The organism is Arcobacter sp. F155 (assembly GCF_004116455.1).
Lineage (GTDB): Bacteria > Campylobacterota > Campylobacteria > Campylobacterales > Arcobacteraceae > Halarcobacter.
Genome location: NZ_PDJU01000007.1, coordinates 40,224 through 63,857 on the forward strand (window position 1 = coordinate 40,224; position 23,634 = coordinate 63,857).

A 23,634-nucleotide genomic window follows, 5' to 3' on the forward strand; every position below is an offset into this window, starting at 1 on the left:
AATCAGATAATTTTTCTATTTCTATATGCAAGAACTATAAGTACTAAAATTACTACTAAAGTAACTGGTACAAAAGTAGGAATAGGAACAGGGTCACCTGCTGCATAAGAGTGTTTTCCTGCAAGATAATAGTTTACTCCAAAGTATGTCATAATAATTGAAGTATACGAAATTGTAGTTAAAACTGCAAATACAAAATCAGATAAAACATCTTTTATATATTTTAAGTGAATGATAATTGCATAAATAATAATAGATACTAAAGTCCAAGTCTCTTTTGGATCCCATCCCCAATATCTTCCCCATGATTCATTTGCCCAAATACCACCAAGGAAGTTTCCAATCACAAGAAGAACAAGTCCTATTAAAATAGACATTTCATTTATTCTATTTGACTCTTTTATACTAACTAAGATATTAAAAAACTTATCATCCTCTTTTTTAGGATTTGCTAAAGCAAAAAGAACTAAACATAAAAATCCAAGTAAACAAGAAAGCCCTAAAAATCCATAACTAGCAGTAATAACACTCACATGAATAGTTAGCCAGTATGATTTTAATACTGGAACTAACGTTGTGATTTGTGGCTCCATCCATGAAAGATGAGCTACAAAAAGAGTGATTCCACTTAAGATAGTAGTTGTTGATAAAGCAAGAATTGACTGCTTTGAGAAAAAGATTCCTGCTAAAACTATCGCCCATGAGATATAAATCATTGATTCATAACCATTTGACCAAGGAGCATGTCCTGCAACATACCATCTTAATCCTAGAGCAAAAGTATGAAAAATAAAAGCTATTACAAGTAATGATAAAACTATTTTAGAAATTTTTTCTAGTTTTACTTCACTTTTAAATATATTTATAAAAATTAAAACTAATAAAAAGAATCCAAGAATTAAATAAACAGGAGTTAGATTTTCAAAAATATTGTATTTATTAAAAGTTAGCTCTGCTTTGATTTTTAAATCACTTGGAATAACATTTGTATTTGCATTTTGTTTTTGGTAGTTTATAATATTTTCTAAAGAAGCATCAACCTCATCCCAAGAAACTTTATCTTTTGTTGCCAAATCAAGTTTTAAATAATAGTCTTGCATTAAGTTCTTTATAGTTTCTGAATCTTTTGAAATAAGTAAATTTACTGCTTCATTTGTATTTAGCCACTTATTATTTGTATCACCTTTTTTAGGGAATACTCTTAAAAAATCACCCGTAAAAAGAGTGTATGCAATATTTAATCTCTCATCAACTTTTATTAAATCTTTATCAAACTCATCTCTTAAAGAGCTTTTCTTTTTATTAGCTATTTCTAAATGACCTTCTAGTTTATAAAAGCCCTCTTTTGTATAAATATCATTAAAAGAGATAGTCTTTGCACTTTTTTCTACATCAACTATTGATTTTAATCTCTCACTTTTTACTTTTATAAAATCTACTTCTTGCCATACTTTTGGATATAACATCATACTTAAGAAAAATTGATTGGCATCTAAACCATAAACACTACTTTTTCTTGTGATTTTATTTATTATTTCTATTGCTAAAGAGTTTACAGGTTTGATTCTTCCTTGATAATCTTGAACTAAAAGAGAACCAAACTTTGTTGCATGAGTTTTATCTATATTTAAAACTTTAGGATTATTCTCTAATACAGTATTTGCAAAACTATTTGTTTGCATAAAGAACATACTAAAAGCAACAAGAATAAAACTAACCACAGCTTTTTTCGCATAATATATTTTCTTTATACTCTCTACATCATATTTTTTTGAACTAAGCTTTTTTAGTCTTCCTTTTTTTACAAAAAGGCTTAATAAAAGTCCTGTAAACAGTAAAAAATACCCTATATAAGTAGGAACTTTACCTGGGTCTTTATTTACTAAAAGTATTGTTCCATCTTCATTTTCTGTGTAAGATGACTGAAATAGTCTATATCCATTGTAATCTAAAGTATTATTCATATAAATTGTGTACTCTAATGTATTTTTATTTTCTGTGTCATAAATTTTAATATCACTCTCATAAGCAGAAGGAGCATTTGAACCAGGATATCTATGAAGTCTAAAGTCATTTAACATAATAGAAAAAGGAAGTTTCAACTGCTTTGTTCCCCATTGTAAAGTTAACTTTTCTCCTTCGATATCAATATTTCTTTTAAAGCCAGTGAAACCACTTTTTCCAAATAAAGATAGCTCTTGTTTTTTACCATCAATTAATAAATCTAAAACAACAGCAGATAATCTCTTGTTTTCAGGAATTTCTTCACTTCCATGTACAGTTTTTACTTCACCTTTTAATGAAGCTTCATTTATTATAAACTGTGTTTGCCCTACTTTATAAATAACATCTGTAAATAACTGCTCTTTTTGATTTGCTTTTATTGTTTTAGTTGAAGAGTAATCTTTTGTAAAAAGAGTTGTTTCAAGATTTGAACTATATAAAATCTTTTCTGCACTTGTTTCAAAATGAACATAGGCTTTATCACTATTTTTAACACTATTATTTAAAGAGAAGTCTAAAAACTTCGTTGTTTTCGTCTGCTTATCCCTTAAATCAATACTTTTAGCCTCTTTAAAACCTTTTACAATAATATTAATCATAGGTTTTCCATTTTCACTTGGAACAATTCTTTCAACAGCATTATCTACAAATCTGTTTAATTTTATCTCTATATCTTTATCTTTTATATTTGTATCATATGAAAAACTATCTTGAGCTAATTTTGTCATCAATACTTTCTTATCGTATATTAATCTTTCATCTTTATATACTTTTATGTACTCATCACTAGAGTACATTTTATTTTCCATTCGTCCTTCATATATAGTGATATTTGCTTCATAGCCCATATATCTAGTTAAAGCAGAACCTACAAAAATAAATACTAATGAAATATGAATCATAAATAAAAAGAATTTATCTTTTTTATACATTTTAAAGACAAAGATATTTACTATTACTGCAACTGTAAGTAAAAGCATTAGAAGTTCAAACCAAGTTTGCCCATAAATAAAAGATTTAGCTCCTAATGGGCCAAAATCATTTTCAATAAATGTTGCAATTGCACATGAAAGTGCAAAAAATAGTAAAAGCACAACAACAATTGGCATTGAGAATATAGTTTTAAGTTTTTTTAACATGATAAATTGCCTTGGTATTTTGTATTAGCACATGTAAGTAACATCAAGATTTAATTAAGTAAGGAGATGATTGCAATGAAAGTCATTGATGTTACTTACATGTACCAATAGAAACAAAGAGAACCGAAGTTCTCTTTATTTTATATTTTAGTTATAAGAAGTTTTATCTTCTACGTCTTTAGTAGACTCAGGGTTATAAACACCTTTTTTCTCTGCTTCTTTTTTCCACTCTTGCATTAATCCATTTCTAAATTTCATTTTTTCTTCAATTAATTTTTCAAATGGTAATCCAATAATCTCTTGAGCTTGTTTTTTGTCTTTAATCTCAGGAGCTTTATAATCAGCAGCACCATATTTAGCTAATACTTTAGCTAATTTGATTCTTGCATCACCAGCTTTTCCTAAAGCAGTACCAAGAACTCTTAAAGTCTCTTCTGGTGCATGGAAGAATGCTGGGTGAGAAGCAACTGCGTAATCCCATCTCCATTGAGCATGTCTAATATCTTTTAAGATAGGAGCCATCTCTTCTTTAGTAGCACCAAGATCCCAAGCTTTTCCTGCTTCTAAGTGAGCTGCCGCAATAGCTTTCATAGCTTTTTTATGTAGCTCATTTTTTCTTTCTCTTTTTTCATTAATATTAGCAAGTAATGATTTTTCACTTACTCTGTGACAATTCATACAAGATTTGTCCATGTTTTCTAATGGGTTACCAATGTTGTGGTCTGTATATTTAATACCACCTTCTTGAACATATGGCATATGGCAATCTGCACAAGATACATTGTTTTTACCATGAGCACCTGTTTTCCACATTTCCCAACCTGGGTGTTGTGCTTTTAACATAGGTGTTTTAGAAACTTTATGTGTCCAATCTTTGAACTCCATATTGTCATAGTATTTTTCCATCTCTTCAACTAATGTACCTTCAGCCCATGGTAAAGTAACAACTGCTGCTTTTTTACCATCTGCTAATGGAGTTTTTGCAAAGTAATACTCTACGTGACATTGTGCACAAACCATAGATCTCATATCTTGTTGAGTTGCTTCAGCTAATGATTTTTCACCTGCTGCTTTTAATCCCTCATCTAAATATTTTCTATTTACTTGAAGTTCCATTGTTTCTGGATTATGGCAATCTACACAACCTATTGGATTAATGATATCTGAACCATATTTAGCCCATTTACCAGTATAATACTCCATATCACCATCTTTATCCATCATTCTAGGAACATCAGGAGACTTACATGTCCAACATGCTGTTGGCATAGGACCTGTTTTCTCATCAACTGGACCACCAGTTCTTAGTGTATTTCTATTATCTTCTATTGCGTAGAAGTGCCCTCTAGGTGCATTATAATCTTTTGCAAAACCATAACCTGCCCATAATACAACTAACTCAGGATACTCTTTTAACATATCATGAATTTCATCAGAGTTTTTAGTTTGTTTCCAAGAATCAAACTGTCTTGGATAATGTTTTCTAAACTCTTCGTTTTTTGTTTCCCATCTATCTACTTTAGGAACCTCATTTAGTTTAACTTGTTCTTCTTTTTTCTCATTAATAGAAGCTACAAGAGCAGTCATTAGACCAATTGCAACTACACTTACTGCCATTAATATTTTGTATTTTTTCATAACAAACAACCTCTACTTATTCTTTTACTTTAACACCAAGATTATATGGAGTTGATGTTAAACTTCTAACTTTTCCGTGTGGCACAAATTTGTGACACTCCCAACATTTACGACCATTCTCAAGACTTCCAACCTCTTCACTGTGATATTTGTCAGCATTCATTTTAAGTGTTGCATTTTCACTTGCATGACATCTAACACAGTTTGCTTGCACACGGCTTGCCCCATCATCACTTATGTGAATATTATTCTCATAAGTGTTAAGAGTGAATGCAACAGAGTGATTCCACCCATCTATAGCTTTTGATTTGTATTTAGCTACAACATCCCCTACAGGTAAGTGACAATCAACACACCCTGCCACATTTTTATGTGAACTTTTTTCCCATGTTGCATACGCAGAATTCATCGTATGACAATTAATACAGGCTTTTGGATCACTTGACAAATATGACAACATATTTGATGCATAAACTGTGTAAACAAAAAGAGCTGAAGCAATTAGAAAACTTAAAATTGAACCGTAAACTACAATTTTTTTATTCTTCTCCATCACCTATCCTTTATTTACTTTGAAAGTATACAATTAGTTCTATATATTCAAATTGACATTAATCAAGAAATTGAATGAGCATTCATATATAGTTAAGTTTTTTTTATAATTAGAATGAGAAAGATTATTTTATTTTAAGTTGTGTTTTTGCTCATACATTCCATTTTAAGGCCTATTATAAGATTTGACATAAGTCAAACTTATAATAAAAAGAAGAACTAAAATGTTAAGTTTTTTTATGTAACTTTCTTGTAATTTTTAGAAATTTAGCTTAAATTCTTGATTTTAACCACTTATAATAAATAGCAACAAGAAAAAAAGCTGAGCCAAGGATTATAGTAATAATTTTTAATGATACTAGTTCAGCCATTATTCCAATGAATAAAGTTGTTACAACTGTAGTTACCATAAAAATCATATCATTATAAGAGATTACTCTTCCTAAGTATTTATTATCAGTTTTTTCTTGCAATAAAGCATAAGTATAAGACCAAATAGTTGTTGTAGTAAAACCAACAAAGAATATTGCTATTAAAGAGATGTAGAAATTACTTTGAACTAATGCCCAGAAAATTATTGCTGAACCTTGAAAGATAAAGATATAAAGTAATCTATCTTTATTTACCCAATTTGAAATAATAAAAGGACCTATCATTAAAGCTGTTGCCCTAAGAGCATTTGTAAGTCCAATTGCAAGGGGAACAGAAATCACATATTTATACTCATTTTTAGCTAATAACGTCACTATTGTATCAAAAATAGTAAGTCCCACAGAAGAGTGTAAAATTATTAGGTGAACTACCAACTTATTTCTCTTTAGATATAAAAAGCCATCTTTCATTAAAGACAAGATTTTCTCTTTTGTATGAATTACTTCTATTTTAAAATTGATATTTAAAAGTAGGATTATTGCAGCTAGTAGTATAAAGGCATCTATAATTATAGCCCATTTTACACCAACTAGATTAACAACTATACCACTAAGAGCCATACCAGCAGCAAAAGTAAATGACCAAATAATAGAGTGAATTTCATTTGCTTTTTGTAAAGCTATCCCTGAAATTAGCTTTGGAAGAAGTGACATTTCAGTTGAGAAAAACATTGAAGCACTTGCCATTCTAATAAAAATAAAAATCATTAAAAGCCAAACCTCTTCTTTACTATCAATAGTTAAAAAAAGTAAGGTCATAAGAAGTTCCATTGATAAAAGGCTTATCATTAAAGGCTTTACTTTAAATTTATCAATAATAGCTCCAGAAAGTGGTGCTATTATAATTGCTGGTAAAAAGTGCATTGCAGTAACTACAGAAATTGCAAAAGCTGAAGAGTTAAATTGCACTAACATAGTATAAATAGCTACATTTGAAAACCAAGCAGCAAAGTATGCTACTAACTGTAAAAGAGACAATTGTCTAATTACAGTATAGTTTGTTAATAATTCACGATAATTCAATTTCTACTAAAACCTCTTGAAATATAGCAGAGTATGCTTCTTGGTCAGTTAAAAAAGGTGTTACATAGTTTGCATATTTATTTCCAGAGTATGCTAATACGCAATTTTCTTTTATATCTTCACTATTTTTTATTTTAATCTTTGTTTCTCCAAACTCAGATTTTAATAAAACCTCATCATCATTATTAAAACCTAAAGATGGGTTTACATATAAATAGTTATCCACTTTAAATTGAGAGTTTAAAGAATCTTTTCTTTTAGCTGTTAAAAAATAGTATTGGTTCTGTTTTTTCTTTTCATATAATTCATTTACTTCTAGCTCTTCTATAAACTCAAAGTTTTCAATATACGAACTATCCTCAACTTTTGTATTTATATAATAGTCTAAAATCTTTTCTTCATCATCAAGTTTTTCAAAATCAAATTTTTCATTTAGAAAGTTAGCTAAGTCATATTCACTTATACTATTTTCATCTTTCTTTTCTGTATAGTTTGAAATAGCTTTTAGCTCATGTCCATATGAAAGTCTCACATCTTTTTTTGTTAAAAATGAAGATGAAGGGATTATTAAATCTGCATATTTACTTGTTTCATTTAATACTGTTCCAAAAAATACAACAAAACTATTTTTTAGTCCTTCAATTACTTTCTTAGTATTTGGAGCAGTTACAACAGGATCTGTTCCTTGTATAAATACTAAATCAAAGTTTGAAAAATCAACTGTTGGAAGAGCTATTTTCTTCTTTGCCTTTGAAACTAGCTGTTTATCATAACCATAAGAAGAGTCATCTAAATACCAAAGTCCACCCTTTTCTTTGTTGTGAACTCCTATATATCCTGCAAAAGAGTCAATTGTTCTAAAGATTTGAGCACCTTCATAATATTTTTGAGGTCCAAGTCCTAAAAGAATAGAAACACTTTTCCCTTCTATTAGCTCAAAGAACTTAGTTACTTCAGATAATGATACTCCTGTAGTATGTTCATATGAAACTACTGGTTTAGACCTTGCTAAATCAAAAAACCAATCTGCACCTTCATGAGTAGAGATAAACTCTTCATCCTCTTGATTTGACATATGAGCAAATCTTGTTAGTAAAAGTGCTAAATCATGGTCTGTTTTTGGATTTATTTGTAAATGAAGTTCTGATTTTTTGGCAATCTTTGTTTTAATAGGGTCAATAGTTATAAAGGTTTTATCTTTTACAAGATTATACATATGAGATGAAGTTACTGTTAGATTTCTTCCCCAAGCAATTATCACATCACTATTAATAAGCTTCTCAATTGGTGGGTTTACATTTATTCCACCTCTTCCTTGTTCAATACCTAGTGAACCAATTGCATCGCAAAGGCTTCCTTTTGTAAGAGTTGAACCATACTTAGCAAAAAAAGTTTTTACGCAGTTTTGCATAATTCCTAGGTTTCCAGCACCTTTGTAAAATAGAGTTTTATCACTATTTGTATTTCTTAACTTTTCAACTAAAATATCTAAAGCTTCATCTAGATTAACTTCTTCATTTTTATAAAATGCTGTTTTTAAAAAGTCTTCTTTTAAAAGATTTGCAAAGTTTACACATAGTTTTTTATTTGTAACTAGATGATCACTACTACCTTTTATATTACCTTTTTCATCAACATACCCCTGACATGTATCATAACAGTCTAAAGGACATGCTACTAAATTATTTAAATTCAACTTTTACTAACCTAGAGAATACTTTTGGGTCAGGTACAACAATCTCTACTTTATATGATGATATGTGTTTTGAATCAGCAACTTTATATACTTTGTCTAACTTAATATTGCTTTTCTTACCATTTAAATAGATTTGTTTTGTTTTAATATCTGCTATATCATCAATAGGAACAAATATTTCTAATTTACCTTTTGATAAATCTTTCGCTTCATAAAGTAAAGTTCCAGGATTAACATAATCACCTTCTTTTACTGCAATATTATAGATATATCTATCTTTCTCTTTAAGCATTTTATTTTTAATACTATCTTTTAAGTTTGCAATTTTAACTTCAATATCTGCTTTAGTAGTTCTATAGTTTATTGCTTTTAATTTTTGAGAATCTTTTTCAAAGCCAGATTTAGATGATACTTGAAGCATTCTATTATAGTTTTTTTCTTCAATCTCTAGCATTTGAGATACTGCTTTTAATTTTACTTTTGATTGTTTTAAATCTATTCTATCAACATATGAATCAATCTCTACAATTTTTGAATTATTTGCTTTTTTACCTTCAATCTCATCATTTACATATATAACCTTACCACTTACAGATGCTTTTATTTCATAAGAGTTTACAGGTTCTAATTTTGCATAAAATTCATAAGCAAATAAAGAGTTAACTAAAAAAAGTAGTGCAAAAATATATTTCATTTTTAACCTTTGATATCTAATTGTTTAACTAAAGAGATAATAGCTTTTTGTGTCCCTTTAAAATCCTTAGTCTTTTCACACTCAAATATTAATTCATCTAATTGTGAATCATATTTCAAATAAGGAAGTAGTAACTTTAACATCTCTTCTTTAGTTTTGCATGACTTTAGTTTTTTTATTAGGGGTTTATCTTCTTTTGTCTTTTGTTTGTAAATCCTAGCATAAATATATAAACCAAATATTAATATTGTAACTAAACTTCCTAATGAAAAATATAGAAGTTTATCTTTTAAAGTTATACTTTTTTCAATAACTTTTTCTATCTCTTTAGGCTCATTTGATTTTTCTAACTTAGAACTTATTTCTTGTTTATTTAGTGAGTTTACTTTTACTTTAAACTCTTTTGTTTCTTTCTCTATAACTTTTTTTTGTGTTTTATCAAAATATCTTAGTTTAAAACTTGGTATAGTAATTGAAGAAGAAGGAACAATTGAAAATATTTTTTCATAACTTCCTTCAAAACCTTTTTTAGAATATGCTGTTTTTATTTGAGGTTTATTATCATAAATAGTTGCATTTTGAATATCAAGTTTAAAATCTTCAAGGTCATCAAAATTTCCAACTCCTTTGATATCTAATTTTAATGATACAGATTCACCCTCTTTAATCTCAGTTTTATCAATAGTTGCATTTATATCAAAATCACCTATTAGATTTACACTCTTAGGTAAAGGCTTAATATCAAAATCTAAAGAGTTAGAATAAACTCTTTTTTCAACAGGAACACTTAAAAAAGAGAAATTCCCATAGTTTGAGTTTTGATTTACTAGCTGAACAATTATTGCTAAAGGATTGACTTTTAACTTTCCTTCTTTTTGAGGAAAAAGTAAATACTCTAACTCTTGAACAATATAACCATTTTCTTCATATCTTCTATTTTTATTATCAACTTTTTTATACCAAAAGTTCTCAAAATGTGGTGGTTCAAATCCTAAGTTTGTTATTTGCAAACTCTTTTTATATTTAAAAATAAGTTTTAATAAAATATCTTCACCCACATAAGCTTCTTGTTTTGAAGCGTTCAATTGTAAATCAAAATTATTAGAGATAGTTTTATTAACTATTCTTTGAGTGATTTTTCTTGAAGGAGATTGAATTTCAACTCCATCTATTTCAAAAGTAAAAGAAGGAATAGTAAAATCTTTTTGAGGTAGGATTTGAAACTTTTGGCTTATTTTTTCACTATAGTTACCATTGATTATCTGTAAAGACCTAGATGTTCCTAAGTTTTGTACAACATAAGAGTCTATTTTTTCTATTTTTGGAAATTTTATTGAACTACCAGTAACTTCAAGCTCAAAAGTAAAAGGTTCCCCTTTTACAAATGAATTTGCAGAGTTAAGATTAACACTTGAAAACAATTCTAAAGTTAATATAAAAATAATAATTAAAGATTTAACTACTGTTTTCATTAAAAGTCTAATGTTCCTTCTATTGCAAAGTTAGCTTTTGAATCAAGTTCTGCATGGGATAATACTGCAACTTGAAGTCCAAACTTCTCATAAATTTCAGAGATTCTTTTTCTTAGCATTGGATCAACAACCATTGCAACCTTACCAAAGCCTTTTGTCTCTATTTGCTCTAATAACTCTTTTGTTTTAGTTACTAAGTTATTAATTTCAGCAATTGAAAGCATTAACTGAGAAACGCCATGCTGTTCTTGTAGTTTTCCAATAAATTGCTGTTCAATTTCAGGTTTTATTGTAACAATATGAAGAGTATCATCAGTATCTTTAAATCTATTTGTAATAAGTCTGTATAACTTACTTCTTACATGTTCAAGTAATACATCAGGAGCTTTCGTAAACTCTGCAATATCTGCAACTGCTTCAATAATTGTTAACATATCAACAATAGGTATTTTCTCATGAAGTAAATCTCTACATACTTTTAATAATGCTCCATAAGAAGTCACTTTCATAGCCTCTTCAATAACAATTGGGAAGTCTTTTTTAAGCCTTTCAACAATATCAACTATATCTTGTCTTGTAATAATATCTTCTGCATGTTTCTTAATAAGTTCAGAAATATGTGTTGAGATAATTGTTGGAGCATCTACAACTGTAAATCCATTCATTAATGCATCATCTTTTTGTGACTCTTCAATCCAAACTGCATCAAGATTAAACACAGGCTCTTTTACTTTAAGACCCTTTAGTTTTCCTGGAATTCCACCCATAGCAAGAAGTTTTTCAACTTCAACTTTACCTTTAGTTAATGGTATTCTTTTTAAATAAAGCTCATACTCATTTGAAGGTAAATTTGCATCATCTGAAATTCTAATTTGAGGAATAACAAATCCTAAGTCAGCTGCAATTGTTTTTCTAATAGCTTTAATCTTATCAAGAAGCTCTGAATTTCCTTGAACTAATTGTAAAAGTCTAATTCCAAGTTTAAGCTCAAGAACATCCATTTTCATGATATTTTCCATTACTTGGTTTTCATCTGGAGCTGATTCTTGTTTTTTCTTCTCTTTTAATGCTTCAATATCTGATTTATCATCAATTGATTTTGCTTTCTTAGTAGTCTCTGGTGTAAATAATCTTGTAAGTGCATTATCTTTCCCATCTTCTATCATTGAAATTGTATATCCAATTGAAGCTAATACTAATCCCATAACAACTAAAATTCCTGTTGGGAACCCTGGAACAAAACCAAAGAAAATAAGACCTACTCCAACTAGAATCAATGATTTTGAGTCTTTAACTAATTGAGAAACAGATTGATTTGCAAACTTATCTTCATCCATATTTGAACGAGTAATAATTACAGCAGTTGCAGTTGAAAGAATTAATGCTGGAAGTTGAGCTACTAAACCATCACCAATAGTTAAAATTGTATATATTTCACCACTTTGTGCAACTGTCATATCATGTTGGAACAAACCAATAAGTAGTCCACCAATTAAGTTTACTAAAGTAATAATAATACCAGCAACGGCATCACCTTTTACAAACTTTGAAGACCCATCCATCGCTCCATAGAAGTTAGCATCAGAAATTAGTTCTTTTCTTCTTACTTGAGCTTCTTTATCATCTATAAAGCCTGCATTTAAGTCTGCATCAATTGCCATTTGTTTACCAGGCATAGAATCAAGTGTAAATCTTGCAGTAACCTCAGCAACTCTTGTTGCACCTTTTGTAACAACCATAAAGTTAATAAGTACTAAAATAATAAATACAATAATACCAATAACCATATTTCCACCAACAACAAATTCTCCAAAGGCTGAAATAATGGAACTTACAGAGTCTGGGCCATTATGTCCCTCACTTAGAATTGACCTAGTTGTAGCAATATTTAAAGATAGTCTAAAAAGAGCTAATATTAAAATAATTGTAGGAAAAGTCGTAAGGTCTGAGGGTCTTTGTATATATAAAGAAATTAATAATATTAATAAAGATAAAGACAAAGATATAATTAAAAAAAAGTCTAGTACCCCTTTTGGTAGAGGTACTATGATAATCATCAGTATTGCAACAAAAAGTGCAACAACAAATAAGTCTTTAGAAAACAGTCTTTTTATATTCATTTAGGTCTTTAGCTTATCTAACAAAATTAACTAAAGTAAGTTGATTCATCTTATTTATAGTTGAATATAAAGCTGTAAATGTTACTTCTAATGCTTTTGCTTCTACAGCAAGTTTAGTTAAATCTGCTGCACCTACCTCATGAGACATAATATCAAACTGATTTATTTTAGATTCTACTCTCTCTAAAGAGATTTCAAATACTTTATTTCTACCACCAAGTTTTGCATGACCAACATTCGCAGTATCAAAAGCTTGTGAAATCATATCTAAGGCTTCACCTAATTCTGCATCAGCTTCTGCTTTTGTAATAGTATTTCCTGCTGCATCTTTTAATTCAAGGGCATTAATAATTTTATCTACTACATCAAAAGTATTACCCTTTGCCTCAAATTTTGTACCATCTACATTTGGTAAAACAACTTCATAATCTTTATTTGTTCCATTTTTTACAGCTAAGACTTCATCTGTTTTATTTCCTTCTTCATCGTACTTAACAATTTGAATTTTACTAAGTTCTGTAGGAGCTGGATTGGCTCCTGAAGGAGTATAAGCTAAGGCACTCATATCTACAGAAAATGGTGCAGGAGCTGGTCCACCTGCTACGGCAATAGAATCTCCAGCATCATTTTCAATTGCTGTACCACCTGCATTTAATCTCCATTCAGTTCCATTTTCATCTATTAATGGTTCATTTGCATCGAAAGAAAGAACAGGAGAAGGAGAAGTTGCTGTTGTTGATGGAGTAACTCCTTCAAGCTTCCACTCAAAACGCCCTTCATCAATAATTCTATCAGTTTTTTCAAAGTTTAAAGTTTCACCCTTTAATCCTATCTCGGCAGTATAAAGAAAAGTCTCAAATCCAGTTACACCTTTTTCTCTATAAGAACCATCTTCAACTGCTGTTTTTCTTAAGAAGCTATCCCCTTGATATGTAACTTTTCCAGAAGCATCTTGCACAAATGGTTTAATCATTGAATCAGAACCAGCATAAATATATTCACCTTCAACCTGCTCATTTGATAACATATAAAGGTTCTCTTTTACACCCTTTAGATTTACAGCAATAGCTTCCCTTGCATTTTGACTAACTGTATCTGTATTTGCTTTAATTAATTCAGTTTTCACATATGTTAGAAGGTTTTTAATTTCATCTAATGTAGAGTCAGATACATTATTTTGGGCATTAGTTTTTTGTATTTGTAGCTTAATACCTTCATATACTTTAATTTTATCATCTAAGTAGATATCCCTAGTAAATAGGTTTGCATCATCACTTCCATATTGTAATATCTTAGTACTACTCATTTGATAACTAATTCTTTGTTGTTCATTATTTAAGTTACTTAACCTAAATAACATTTCTGAAGTTGATCTAATCATTGGAATACCTCCTTAAACTTCGCTACTATCTCATTAAAATTATACTGTTCTTTCATACCTTGTGTCAAGAAAGTTCTAATTTTCTCTTTTCTAGCTAAGGCATCATCTAGTTCTTTGTCCATTCCAGGTTTATATGCCCCTACACGAACTAAAACTTCATTCTCTTTTATCATAGATAATACCCTTTTTAGCTTTAAAAAATAATTATAGTGCTCATCATTAACAACTTTATCCATTACCCTTGATGCCGACTTCAGAAGATTTATTGGAGGATAAAAACCTTGTTCTGTTAATTCTCTTGTTAAAACTATATGTCCATCAAGAATTGATCTACTCTGATCAGCAATAGGATCATTCATATCATCACCATCAACTAAAACCGTAAAAAATGCAGTAATAGAACCCTTAGCATTATTACCAGCTCGTTCCATTAATTGTGGTAAAAGTGCAAAAACTGAAGGTGGATACCCCCTACTTACTGGTGGTTCTCCAGTACTTAATCCAATCTCCCTTTGAGCCATTGCAAATCTTGTTACAGAATCCATCATTAAAAGAACATCATGTCCTTTATCCCTAAAGAACTCTGCAATTGCCATTGCTGTAAAAGCACCATATTTACGCATTAAAGCTGACTCATCTGATGTAGCTGCAACAATAATTGTATTTTCTAGGTTATTATTTAAGTTGTAATGAATAAACTCAGGAATCTCACGACCCCTTTCCCCAATTAATGCAACTACTTTTATTTGAGCTTCGCAACCTTTAACAATCATTCCCATTAAAGTAGATTTACCAACACCCGAACCTGCAAAGATACCTACTTTTTGTCCTTTCCCAGCAGTTAACATAGAATCAATTGCTTTTACACCTGTTGAGAACCTCTCATCAATAACTCCCCTTTCAAGAGGAGACATAGAGACTTTATTAATTGCAGAACTTTCAGCTAAATCCTTGATTTTTCCTTTTTCATCAATAGGCTCACCTAAAGCATTTACAACTCTTCCTAAAAGACCATATCCTGTCTCAACAGATAATCCATCTTTTTGTAAAAATACCTTATCATGTATTCTAAAACCATCAATAAAAGAGAAAGGAACAATTGTAAAATCACTTGACTCAATTGATGCAACCATTCCTAAAACCGTATAGATATGCTGCTGTGACTCAATTCTTACAATATCACCTACAGCAACTTCTATTCCAGAAGCTTTAATTGTAGTTGAAGAGATATGTTTAATTCTTCCAAAAGGGATAGAAAGCTCAGTTGAGTCAATACTATTTAATAACGAATCAATATCCATATTTACATCTCATCACACATTTTCTTATATAAACTATCTGTTGTTCCTTCAATTGATTTACACTTATTGATAAATTCATCTTTTTTAATATTATTCTCAAACTCTTCATATAAAACTATTAACTCATAATAAACTTGTGCTAAATTATTTGGAGTTATTTTTCTTGAGTAATCCAGAGCATCTAAAAGTAAATTTAAAGACTCTTCATTTTTATTGTTTGTTTGAGCTATTTTTGCTAATTCTAATTCTACAAAAGGAGAATATACATGAGCATTATTCTCTTTTTGTTTTTTATATAATTTATTTAATATAACTTCAGCTTCATCTTTAAGCTCTCGTTTCATCAAATAAAGATAGTAATAATAGTAAAAATCTATTATCATAGGATTATTACTATTTGATTCAATAAATTGTTGATTTCGATGGGCATAGTTAAAGAACTTATCCATTGATATAGAGTCTCCTACAGTATTTTTAATAAGAAATCTATATAAAAACTCTTTTTCTAAAATCTTTTTATCATCAACCATATCAATTTTTGCAGAAAAGCTTTTTGCATCTGTAAAGTTTTGTAAAGAAAGTGCCATTCGCTCTAAATATAAATAAATAGTAGCATTTCTACTTGTACTAAAGGTATCTTTTAATAGGTTATATGCTTTTTCAGAAGGAACCTCAACTAAACATTCAAAAAACTTATCTTTTGTTGTTTTATCTTCAATTAAAGCTTGGAACGTCTCTGTTCTCGCACCATTTAAAGTCTCATTTAATAAAAAACACTTACCAGTTGCTAAATACTTTTTAATCATATCAATTGTAACTTCATCAAAGATTTCATCTACAGAGTCATAGCCAAATCTCTGTGCAATTGTGTTAGATATTTTTACATAGATTCTTTTTGATTTTAAAATTAAATCATATTTACCTTGTCTTTTATGATTAAGAAGCTCTTGTACTAAAACCTTTTGTTGCATGGCTTCAGATTCAGGATATTTTGCAGAAACTGCTGCTGGTTCCAAAATCCCTTGTCTCATTAAAATTTCATCAATGTACATTTTTGCTTTTTCGGCATAGATTCCACCTGCAAAATCATTTAAAATATCTTTATAGAGTTCCCTTGCTTTAATTAAATATTTTTCTGTACCATCATACATTTTCATATAAATTTCTGCTAATTTAAATTTGAAATCTTCTACAGATGCAGGTTTATCCGTTCTATTTAGTAACTCTTCTAAAATTCTAACTGCAAACTCTGGCATATCAGCATTAAGCAGTCTATTAACCTTTTCTAATGCTAAAAATGAATCTTTAGCATAATAGTCCATATTCTTTTCTAATACTTTGGAAATAAGTTCATATGCTTCTTTCTTTTGGTCATTTAAAACATATACATCAAACAGTTCATCTGCAACCAATGTTGCAACTAATAAATCAGTAGTTTTTGTTAATACTTCATATAAAATTTTAATTGACATATCATAATTTTTTTGGTGTTTATAAACTTTTGCTAAAAAAATCTTTCCATATGCATTTATAACTTCGTTATCAAAATTGTTTACAATAATATTTGCAAAGTATTTGGCATCATCAGCTTTATTAAGATTTAATTTCAACTCAACTAACACCATATAAGCTCTGGCTAAATCACCCTCATGTATTTTTGAATCATTAATAGCTTTTTCAAGTTCAGCTGCTGCATCAATAATAATTCTTTTAGACTTTTTCTTTATTGCTAATTCTGAGTATAAAATGATAATATCTGAATATAAAATCTCTACTTTATTTTGTTCTTTTAAAGCATTAATTTGAGTATATGCTTCATCGACTTTCCCTTCTTTAGAAAGCTGTCTAGCATTACTAATAGTTGAAAATCCATCATCAATTTCTTGGATTCTTTTTTGAGAAATCTGCTCACCAGTAGAATCTATAAACCCATAATAAAAGTCTTTTTTAGCAAAAGAAAAAGTAAATATCAATATAAAAAAAATAAAAAACTTCAAAATCTACCTTTTTTTCTTTTTCAATTCAAATACATAAGAGAAAATCTCAGCTAATGCCTTATAAAACTCACCTGGTATCTCTTGGTCAACTTCAATTTGTGAGTGTAAAGACCTTGCAAGTGCTGGGTTTTCAATAATAGGTATATCATTTTCCCTTGCAATATCTTTTATTTTTAAAGCAATAAAATCAATACCCTTTGCAACTACTTTTGGTGCATTATCTTTTGTATTATCATATCTTAATGCTACAGCATAATGACTTGGATTTGTAATTACAACATCTGCATCAGGAACATCATTCATCATTCTTTTTTGATGCATTTGCATTTGTATCTTACGAATTCTTCCTTTTACTTGAGGATCCCCCTCCATATTTTTAAACTCATCTTTAATTTCTTGTTTACTCATTTTTAAAGATTTAAAATAATAATGTCTTGTAAAAAAGAAGTCTATTATAGCAAAAAGTATTATAATTAGAAGAATTGCTGCTAAAAAATATATAATCAACTCTATAATAGTATTAAATGTAGCATAAAACTCCTTATCCATCATAGCTAAGAATGCTTTATGAGTTAATGCTAAAACTATAAACATAACAACTATAATTATTAGTAATTTTAGTGTTAATTTTAGAGCCTCTAAAGCCTTCTTAAATGCAAATACATTTTTCATCCCTTTAATTGGATCCAATTTTTGCAAATCAATTTTTAATGGAGTTATCAAAAAACCAAACTGGCTCCAATTTGTTATTAAAGCTAATAAAATCACCAATACAAAAATGGGTAAAAGTGCTTTTACAGCCGTCATAACAAAAGTATAAGCTATTGAATAAAAGACTGTTTCATTCATCTCTTGTCCCATAAAACCATATGAAAAAAGCATTAGTTTTTTTATTGATTCAAAAGTAAAACCAGAAAAAAATAGTAAATAGATTGACCCAAACAATAAAACTGCTGCCCCTGTAACTTCCATTGATTTAGGGACATTACCTTTTTCCTTTGCATCATCTATCTTCTTCTGGGTGGGTTCTTCGGTTTTTTCTTCTTCGTCTGCCATAATACCTACTCAAACTTTGTTATCATGTAATTAGTAAAACTCTCTGTAAAAACTTCCATTCCTAGAATTAGAAATATAAATATCAATGCAAATTTTAGCTGAAAGGTAATTACAAAAGGAGAAAAAGCTGGCATAGATTTTGTACCATAGCCATAATAAATATCTAAAATAAAACCAATAAAAAATAGTGGCAATGCAAAAGCAAATGCAAATGCAAACATTCTTTGAACTTCATCTATAGCAATTTGTATTCCATCATATGAAAAGATATTAAACATTCCTAAATGAACCATTGAAAAACTCTTTACAAGCATAATAATAGTTATTTCATACATTCCTGTTTGAAAAAAAAGCATTAATGCTACTAAATACAATAGTCTATTTACAAGCCCTGTATTACTTCCACTTGCAGCATCAAACATACTTGCCATAGATAAGGCTGTTGCATATTCAACAAACTCTCCAATAACCCTTACTGCTGCAAAAATTACATGTAAAAAGAATGAAGCTACTAAACCTAATGTTATTTCAGAAATTAAAGATAAGATAAAAGTGTCTTGAGAAAAATCACCCTTTACATCAATTAAAGGATATAAAAAAATTGTTAAGTAAAAAGCTACTCCAACTCTTACTGTAGGGTTTACAGAGTTATGGTCAAAAACGGGAGGCATAAAAGCAACAAAGGCTAAAATTCTTGCAAAAAGAAGTAAAGAACTGAAAAGGAGTTCTTCATTTAATAAGGATAAAAGTTGTTCCATTTACAAATAATTTAAATCATCAGCAACATTTTTATTATCATTCACTGCTTCTAAAATATCTGTAGAGGAATGTTGTTGTTGACTTGCTTGTTCCTGATTTCCTTCATTATTTCCTGATGAAGAGTTATTCTGACTTTCACCTTGCATACCAAACTCAAAATTTACATCTGTTTGATTGTTAAAGTTTCTATTTATAGCTTCTCTTAATGAACCTTGATTTTCAACAACTGCATCAAGTGTTGCTGAGTTAGACATATTCATTGAAATACTCATTCCACTATCTCTATCAGTTTTCATTAAAATTGCAATTTGTCCTAGTTGAGCAGGGAAAAGATTAATTCTAAATGCAGTAATAGGAGGCTTATAGTTTTCATACATATTTCTTGCTATATCTGACATCATTGATGACATTTGTTGTTGTGCACCAATAATTCTATTTTGAATAGTTAATGCTGCATTTGGTGAAACAGTTAAGTTAACTGTAGTTTCTTGAGTATTAGAGGAAGAAAGATTTAATTTTGATGTTGTTTCATTTGATATAGAACTACTTTTCATATTATTTTGATCCATAACCATTCTATCTATACTGTCTCTTTGTATTTTTGTATCTACTTGCTTATTAAACTCTTCCTTCTTTTGTGAAACTGCTTCTTTAGTAACAGATAAATCTTTTGCATTTAAATCTAGCTTATCTGCTCCTTTCTTTATATCATCAGTAGTTTTAGCCTCTTTTACAATCTTAACTGCTTCACTTTTAGTAGATAGCATTTGATTATAAATTGAGTTTTTTCGTGAACCCAAATATATATTAGTTAATAAATCACCATTTTTTGAAGATGAATTTACATTTGTTTCTAAGGCTTCACTTGATACAGTCTTAGTTTTGTTAGTATTTATTAGTTGATCCATTAAAGATTTAGTTTTAGTATCTTTTGAATTTTCTGTATTCTCTTGCTTTAGAGTCTCTTTTTTTACTTCAACTTTTTGTTCATCTTGAACAATTGCTTCTTTATCTAATTTTGCTAAATTACCTGGCTCTTTTTTACTATCATTTGTAGAAGTATTTATTTCTGTTTTCTTTGTTGAAGATTCAATATTTGTTGTTTTTTCTTCTTTTGGAATTACTTTTGTATCGTTCGTTTTTGGTTCTTCTTTTGTAGTGTTTTGCTCTACTTTAGATACATTGATATCTATTTTCTTATTTGCTTTTTCTTCATTAGTATTTAGTTCTTTTGTTTCTTCTAAAGAAGTTTTATTTACTTTTTCATCTTTTACATCGATAGATTTATTTTCTTCTTTATTTGAAAAACTTTTATTAATTATTTTATCTTCTTTTTTTTCTACTGAAGTTGAGCTAATTTCTTTTGATAATTTTTGCTCTTTTAAAGTATCTTTTACCTCAACATTATTGGCTACTTTTTCTTCTTTAGGACTATTAACTTCTTTCGCATCTTTATTTTCAACTAAACTATTTTTTTCTGCTTGTACTTTTTTTGTTTCACTTAGTGCTTGAGATATAGACTCTTTAGTATCTTTTTTCTCTTCTACTTTACTTAAAGTAGATTCTTTATCTTTACTTTCTAAATCTTTTTTAGTTTTATTTAATAATTGATCCATTAAAGAGGGTTGAGTCTGTTTTATCTTTTCATCATTAGATTTCTCATCTAATTTTTTAGATTCTTTATTATCGGATGTACTCTCGAATTCAGTATTTTTATTTACTGTCTCTTTTGATTCAGTTGATTCTTTAGTTTTTGACTCTTCTACTTTTTGAGTTTTATTCTCTACTTTATTTTCATTTTCTTCTTCACCAAATAAAGAATTTTGTTTTTGAGATAAATCCTTATTATCACTATTTTTTAAAGTTTTTTCGTCATGTTTTTGATTACTATTATTTTTAACTTTTTTATTAGCTTCTAAAATCATTCTATCTAATAAAGAACTGCTACTTTTTGTTTCTACTTTAGTTGTATCTTTTTTATTATCTGTATTTTCTGAAGTGTTTTCTTTTAAATCTTTCTTTTTGTCAGTATCTAATACATTTTTATTGTCATTTGACTTAGTATCAGTGGAGTCTTTCTTTTGACTATCTGTATCAAGTTTTTTTGAAGTTTTTTCTTTTGTTTTTGTAGTTTCTTCTGAAGAAGTGTCAACTTTTTTTAAGTCTGTAGATTCTTGAGTTTTTTCTTTTGTTTTTGTAGTTTCTTCTGAAGAAGTGTCAACTTTTTTAGTATTTTTAACTAGAAGAGAATCAAATAAAGACATACCTTCTTTTTTTGAACTCTCTGAAGTTTTATTATTAGTACTAGTTTTTGTATCTTGTGTAGTTTTACCAAGATTTAAAAAATTAACTTCTTCACTCATCTACTATGCTTTTAATATATCTAATGTTTTCACATCAATATTCTTATGTGTTGTAAATGCTGTAACATTTGCCTCATAAGAACGTCTAGCTTCCAGTAAATTAATCATTTCAATAACAGGATTAATATTTGGATAAGCAACATAACCCTCATCATTTGCATCTGGATGTGATGGTTCATATCTCATTACAGGATCAGAATCATCTTCTACTATTGATTTTACTCCCACTCCTCTTAAAGCTAATTGATTTTTATCACTATCGTCTTTATTAAAGTCTGTTTTAATATCATTTGATGCTTTCTCGTTTTGTTTTAATAAAACCTCATGAAAAGCAACACTTTGTCTTTTATATGGTCCACCATCTTCTGTGTGTGTAGTTTTTGCATTTGCAATATTTGCACTAGTAATATTTACTCTTGTTCTTTGAGCACTCATACCAGAAACAGCAATATCATATCCATCAAAAAAACCCATAATAAACTCCTACTAAACTGGCATCTTCATTATTTCTCTATAAGCATTAATCGCTTTATTCTTCACTTCTAAACCAAGTTTTAAAGAAAGCTCAGCCTCTTCAATCTTTTGTACAGCTTCTTGAAGATTTTTAACCTTTCCTGTAGCAATACCTTCCATGGCATTATATCCTTGAACTTGCGTATCATTTACTTCATTTACTGCATCTTTTAGCATATCTTTAAAACTTAAATCAGATTGTGCAGCTTGATTTACTTGATTATTTTGTTTTGAAGCAATTGATCCAATTGAATCCGTAATAGAATTAATATTCATCTACTTCTCCTTATTTACTTGAAGTTTCTTTATCTACTTTTTCTTGTGCATCTTGAACACTTAGCTCTGCTAACATAGCATCAATTTTATCTTCATTGTACTTATGTTTTAGTTCTTCTCTTTTATTATCTAAATTAAAAAGTAATATAATCAATGAAAGCATCATATTAGTGACACCTTTCAAAATAATAGTTACACCCATTATTCCAAAAATCATTTCCATTGGTGTAAATAAATCAGCATTTATTACGAAGAAAATTAAAGTTGCAAAAAATCCTGTAGCTATGTACAGTCTAAATATACCACTATTGATAAGATTTTGAGAAAATCTTTCTACAACCATATTTTTCCTACTAGTATAAAAAATATATAATGCTTATTTATTAGCACAAACTACCTTACTTACCTAATTTCTTTTAGTAAAATGTCGATTATTTTTTGTAATTGTAAAGTTATTTCATCGTTTGTGAATTCTTGAACGAATAACTTTCTTAGTCTTGATGTTGTTGAAATATTTGCAGATGTCGACACATTACCTATATATTTTACCATAAATTTTGAATTTAACCTATTTTTTTTAGCTAAATTTACTAAAGATTTAGAAATTGTCTCGCCAATATTATAATTTTTTGTATGATTAAAACAAATCAATAATTTTTCTTTATCTTTTGATAACATTTTTATCAATGCATATACATCAGTTAAGGCGGAAGGGTCCGTTGTAGTTAGGGCTAAAATATTGTCAGAAATTGATAAAAACTCTTGTACATATTCATTTAATCCAGCTCCGGTATCAATAATTATATAATCAAATCTATTTAAAGATTTAACATCTTCTACTATTCTTGTTAATACAAAAGAAGCTTTTAAACTTGAGTATTGATAACCACTTTTTCCTGCAATTAAAGAGATGTTTTCATATGAAGTTTGAGATATAACTTCTTCAATAGTATTTCTTCCTTCAATATAATCAAATAATGAATATCGTGGTTTAATATCAAATAAAACTTGCATATTTGCTAAGCCAATATCTGCATCAATAACAGCTACTTTAAAACCTCTTCTTGCAAGTAAATATGCCATGTTTGCAGTAAATGTTGATTTTCCAACACCACCTTTTCCTGAAGTTATTGTAAGTAGCTTAGTTTTAGATACAACAGATGAGCTTTTTGTTAAGTTTACAAGCTTACTTGCTTGTGCAGAGATTGAATTAAACAAT

At 28.7% G+C, this 23,634-nt stretch carries 18 protein-coding genes; all 18 read right to left on the minus strand.

The window, feature by feature from the left end; all coding sequences use genetic code 11:
• Positions 1–2: 2 nt before the first annotated feature.
• Positions 3–3,143 carry a cytochrome c biogenesis protein CcsA gene (ccsA, locus tag CRV03_RS08550; protein WP_129084727.1) on the minus strand — a complete coding sequence of 1,047 codons (3,141 nt, stop codon included), beginning with the start codon at positions 3,141–3,143 and terminating at the stop codon, positions 3–5.
• Between the two features lie 147 nt (positions 3,144–3,290).
• Positions 3,291–4,781, minus strand: a complete 1,491-nt coding sequence (nrfA, locus tag CRV03_RS08555) for an ammonia-forming cytochrome c nitrite reductase (RefSeq protein ID WP_129084728.1) — start codon at positions 4,779–4,781, stop codon at positions 3,291–3,293.
• A gap of 16 nt (positions 4,782–4,797) precedes the next feature.
• Positions 4,798–5,334, minus strand: a complete 537-nt coding sequence (gene nrfH, locus CRV03_RS08560) for a cytochrome c nitrite reductase small subunit (protein WP_129084729.1) — start codon at positions 5,332–5,334, stop codon at positions 4,798–4,800.
• Positions 5,335–5,605: 271 nt separating this feature from the next.
• A complete protein-coding gene (locus CRV03_RS08565) occupies positions 5,606–6,787 on the minus strand; it encodes an MFS transporter (RefSeq protein WP_129084730.1) in 1,182 nt (393 codons plus the stop codon).
• Positions 6,774–8,483 carry a molybdopterin-dependent oxidoreductase gene (locus tag CRV03_RS08570; protein WP_129084731.1) on the minus strand — a complete coding sequence of 570 codons (1,710 nt, stop codon included), beginning with the start codon at positions 8,481–8,483 and terminating at the stop codon, positions 6,774–6,776. The genes CRV03_RS08565 and CRV03_RS08570 overlap by 14 nt, the downstream gene beginning before the upstream one ends.
• Complete coding sequence (locus tag CRV03_RS08575) at positions 8,470–9,177, minus strand: HlyD family efflux transporter periplasmic adaptor subunit (RefSeq protein ID WP_129084732.1); 708 nt, start codon at positions 9,175–9,177, stop codon at positions 8,470–8,472. The genes CRV03_RS08570 and CRV03_RS08575 overlap by 14 nt, the downstream gene beginning before the upstream one ends.
• A 2-nt stretch (positions 9,178–9,179) precedes the next feature.
• On the minus strand, positions 9,180–10,649 hold the full coding sequence (locus CRV03_RS08580) for a BatD family protein (protein WP_129084733.1): 1,470 nt from the start codon (positions 10,647–10,649) through the stop codon (positions 9,180–9,182).
• Positions 10,649–12,769 carry a flagellar biosynthesis protein FlhA gene (flhA, locus tag CRV03_RS08585; RefSeq protein WP_129084734.1) on the minus strand — a complete coding sequence of 707 codons (2,121 nt, stop codon included), beginning with the start codon at positions 12,767–12,769 and terminating at the stop codon, positions 10,649–10,651. Before flhA ends, CRV03_RS08580 begins: the two co-directional genes overlap by 1 nt.
• Positions 12,770–12,782: 13 nt before the next feature.
• Positions 12,783–14,150, minus strand: a complete 1,368-nt coding sequence (locus tag CRV03_RS08590; protein WP_129084735.1) for a flagellar hook-associated protein 3 — start codon at positions 14,148–14,150, stop codon at positions 12,783–12,785.
• Positions 14,147–15,451, minus strand: coding sequence for a flagellar protein export ATPase FliI (fliI, locus tag CRV03_RS08595; RefSeq protein ID WP_129084736.1), 1,305 nt, complete (start codon positions 15,449–15,451; stop codon positions 14,147–14,149). Before fliI ends, CRV03_RS08590 begins: the two co-directional genes overlap by 4 nt.
• A gap of 2 nt (positions 15,452–15,453) precedes the next feature.
• A complete protein-coding gene (locus CRV03_RS08600; RefSeq protein ID WP_129084737.1) occupies positions 15,454–17,448 on the minus strand; it encodes a lipopolysaccharide assembly protein LapB in 1,995 nt (664 codons plus the stop codon).
• Between the two features lie 3 nt (positions 17,449–17,451).
• Positions 17,452–18,504 (minus strand): flagellar biosynthesis protein FlhB, encoded by a 1,053-nt coding sequence (gene flhB, locus CRV03_RS08605; RefSeq protein ID WP_129084738.1) that lies wholly within the window; start codon positions 18,502–18,504, stop codon positions 17,452–17,454.
• Positions 18,505–18,509: 5 nt separating this feature from the next.
• Entirely contained in the window at positions 18,510–19,262 is a 753-nt protein-coding gene (locus CRV03_RS08610; protein WP_129084739.1) for a flagellar biosynthetic protein FliR, read from the minus strand.
• Positions 19,263–21,626 carry a flagellar hook-length control protein FliK gene (locus CRV03_RS08615; RefSeq protein WP_129084740.1) on the minus strand — a complete coding sequence of 788 codons (2,364 nt, stop codon included), beginning with the start codon at positions 21,624–21,626 and terminating at the stop codon, positions 19,263–19,265.
• 3 nt (positions 21,627–21,629) lie between these two features.
• Positions 21,630–22,100: a flagellar basal body rod protein FlgC gene (gene flgC, locus CRV03_RS08620; protein WP_129084741.1), complete on the minus strand. Its 471-nt coding sequence runs from the start codon at positions 22,098–22,100 to the stop codon at positions 21,630–21,632.
• Between the two features lie 12 nt (positions 22,101–22,112).
• Positions 22,113–22,415: a flagellar hook-basal body complex protein FliE gene (gene fliE / locus CRV03_RS08625; RefSeq protein WP_129084742.1), complete on the minus strand. Its 303-nt coding sequence runs from the start codon at positions 22,413–22,415 to the stop codon at positions 22,113–22,115.
• 10 nt (positions 22,416–22,425) lie between these two features.
• On the minus strand, positions 22,426–22,758 hold the full coding sequence (locus CRV03_RS08630; RefSeq protein WP_129084743.1) for a hypothetical protein: 333 nt from the start codon (positions 22,756–22,758) through the stop codon (positions 22,426–22,428).
• Between the two features lie 59 nt (positions 22,759–22,817).
• Positions 22,818–23,633, minus strand: coding sequence for an AAA family ATPase (locus CRV03_RS08635; RefSeq protein ID WP_129084744.1), 816 nt, complete (start codon positions 23,631–23,633; stop codon positions 22,818–22,820).
• Between the last annotated feature and the right edge of the window lies 1 nt (position 23,634).

Bases quoted from the DNA above. Each gene is read 5' to 3' on its own strand.
- CRV03_RS08630 (WP_129084743.1), bottom strand. From the start codon at position 22,758: ATGGTTGTAGAAAGATTTTCTCAAAATCTTATCAATAGTGGTATATTT.
- nrfA (WP_129084728.1), bottom strand. From the start codon at position 4,781: ATGAAAAAATACAAAATATTAATGGCAGTAAGTGTAGTTGCAATTGGT.
- flhB (WP_129084738.1), bottom strand. From the start codon at position 18,504: ATGGCAGACGAAGAAGAAAAAACCGAAGAACCCACCCAGAAGAAGATA.
- ccsA (WP_129084727.1), bottom strand. From the start codon at position 3,143: ATGTTAAAAAAACTTAAAACTATATTCTCAATGCCAATTGTTGTTGTG.
- fliE (WP_129084742.1), bottom strand. From the start codon at position 22,415: ATGAATATTAATTCTATTACGGATTCAATTGGATCAATTGCTTCAAAA.
- fliI (WP_129084736.1), bottom strand. From the start codon at position 15,451: ATGGATATTGATTCGTTATTAAATAGTATTGACTCAACTGAGCTTTCT.
- flgC (WP_129084741.1), bottom strand. From the start codon at position 22,100: ATGGGTTTTTTTGATGGATATGATATTGCTGTTTCTGGTATGAGTGCT.
- CRV03_RS08575 (WP_129084732.1), bottom strand. From the start codon at position 9,177: ATGAAATATATTTTTGCACTACTTTTTTTAGTTAACTCTTTATTTGCT.
- CRV03_RS08610 (WP_129084739.1), bottom strand. From the start codon at position 19,262: ATGGAACAACTTTTATCCTTATTAAATGAAGAACTCCTTTTCAGTTCT.
- CRV03_RS08615 (WP_129084740.1), bottom strand. From the start codon at position 21,626: ATGAGTGAAGAAGTTAATTTTTTAAATCTTGGTAAAACTACACAAGAT.
- CRV03_RS08590 (WP_129084735.1), bottom strand. From the start codon at position 14,150: ATGATTAGATCAACTTCAGAAATGTTATTTAGGTTAAGTAACTTAAAT.
- nrfH (WP_129084729.1), bottom strand. From the start codon at position 5,334: ATGGAGAAGAATAAAAAAATTGTAGTTTACGGTTCAATTTTAAGTTTT.
- flhA (WP_129084734.1), bottom strand. From the start codon at position 12,769: ATGAATATAAAAAGACTGTTTTCTAAAGACTTATTTGTTGTTGCACTT.
- CRV03_RS08580 (WP_129084733.1), bottom strand. From the start codon at position 10,649: ATGAAAACAGTAGTTAAATCTTTAATTATTATTTTTATATTAACTTTA.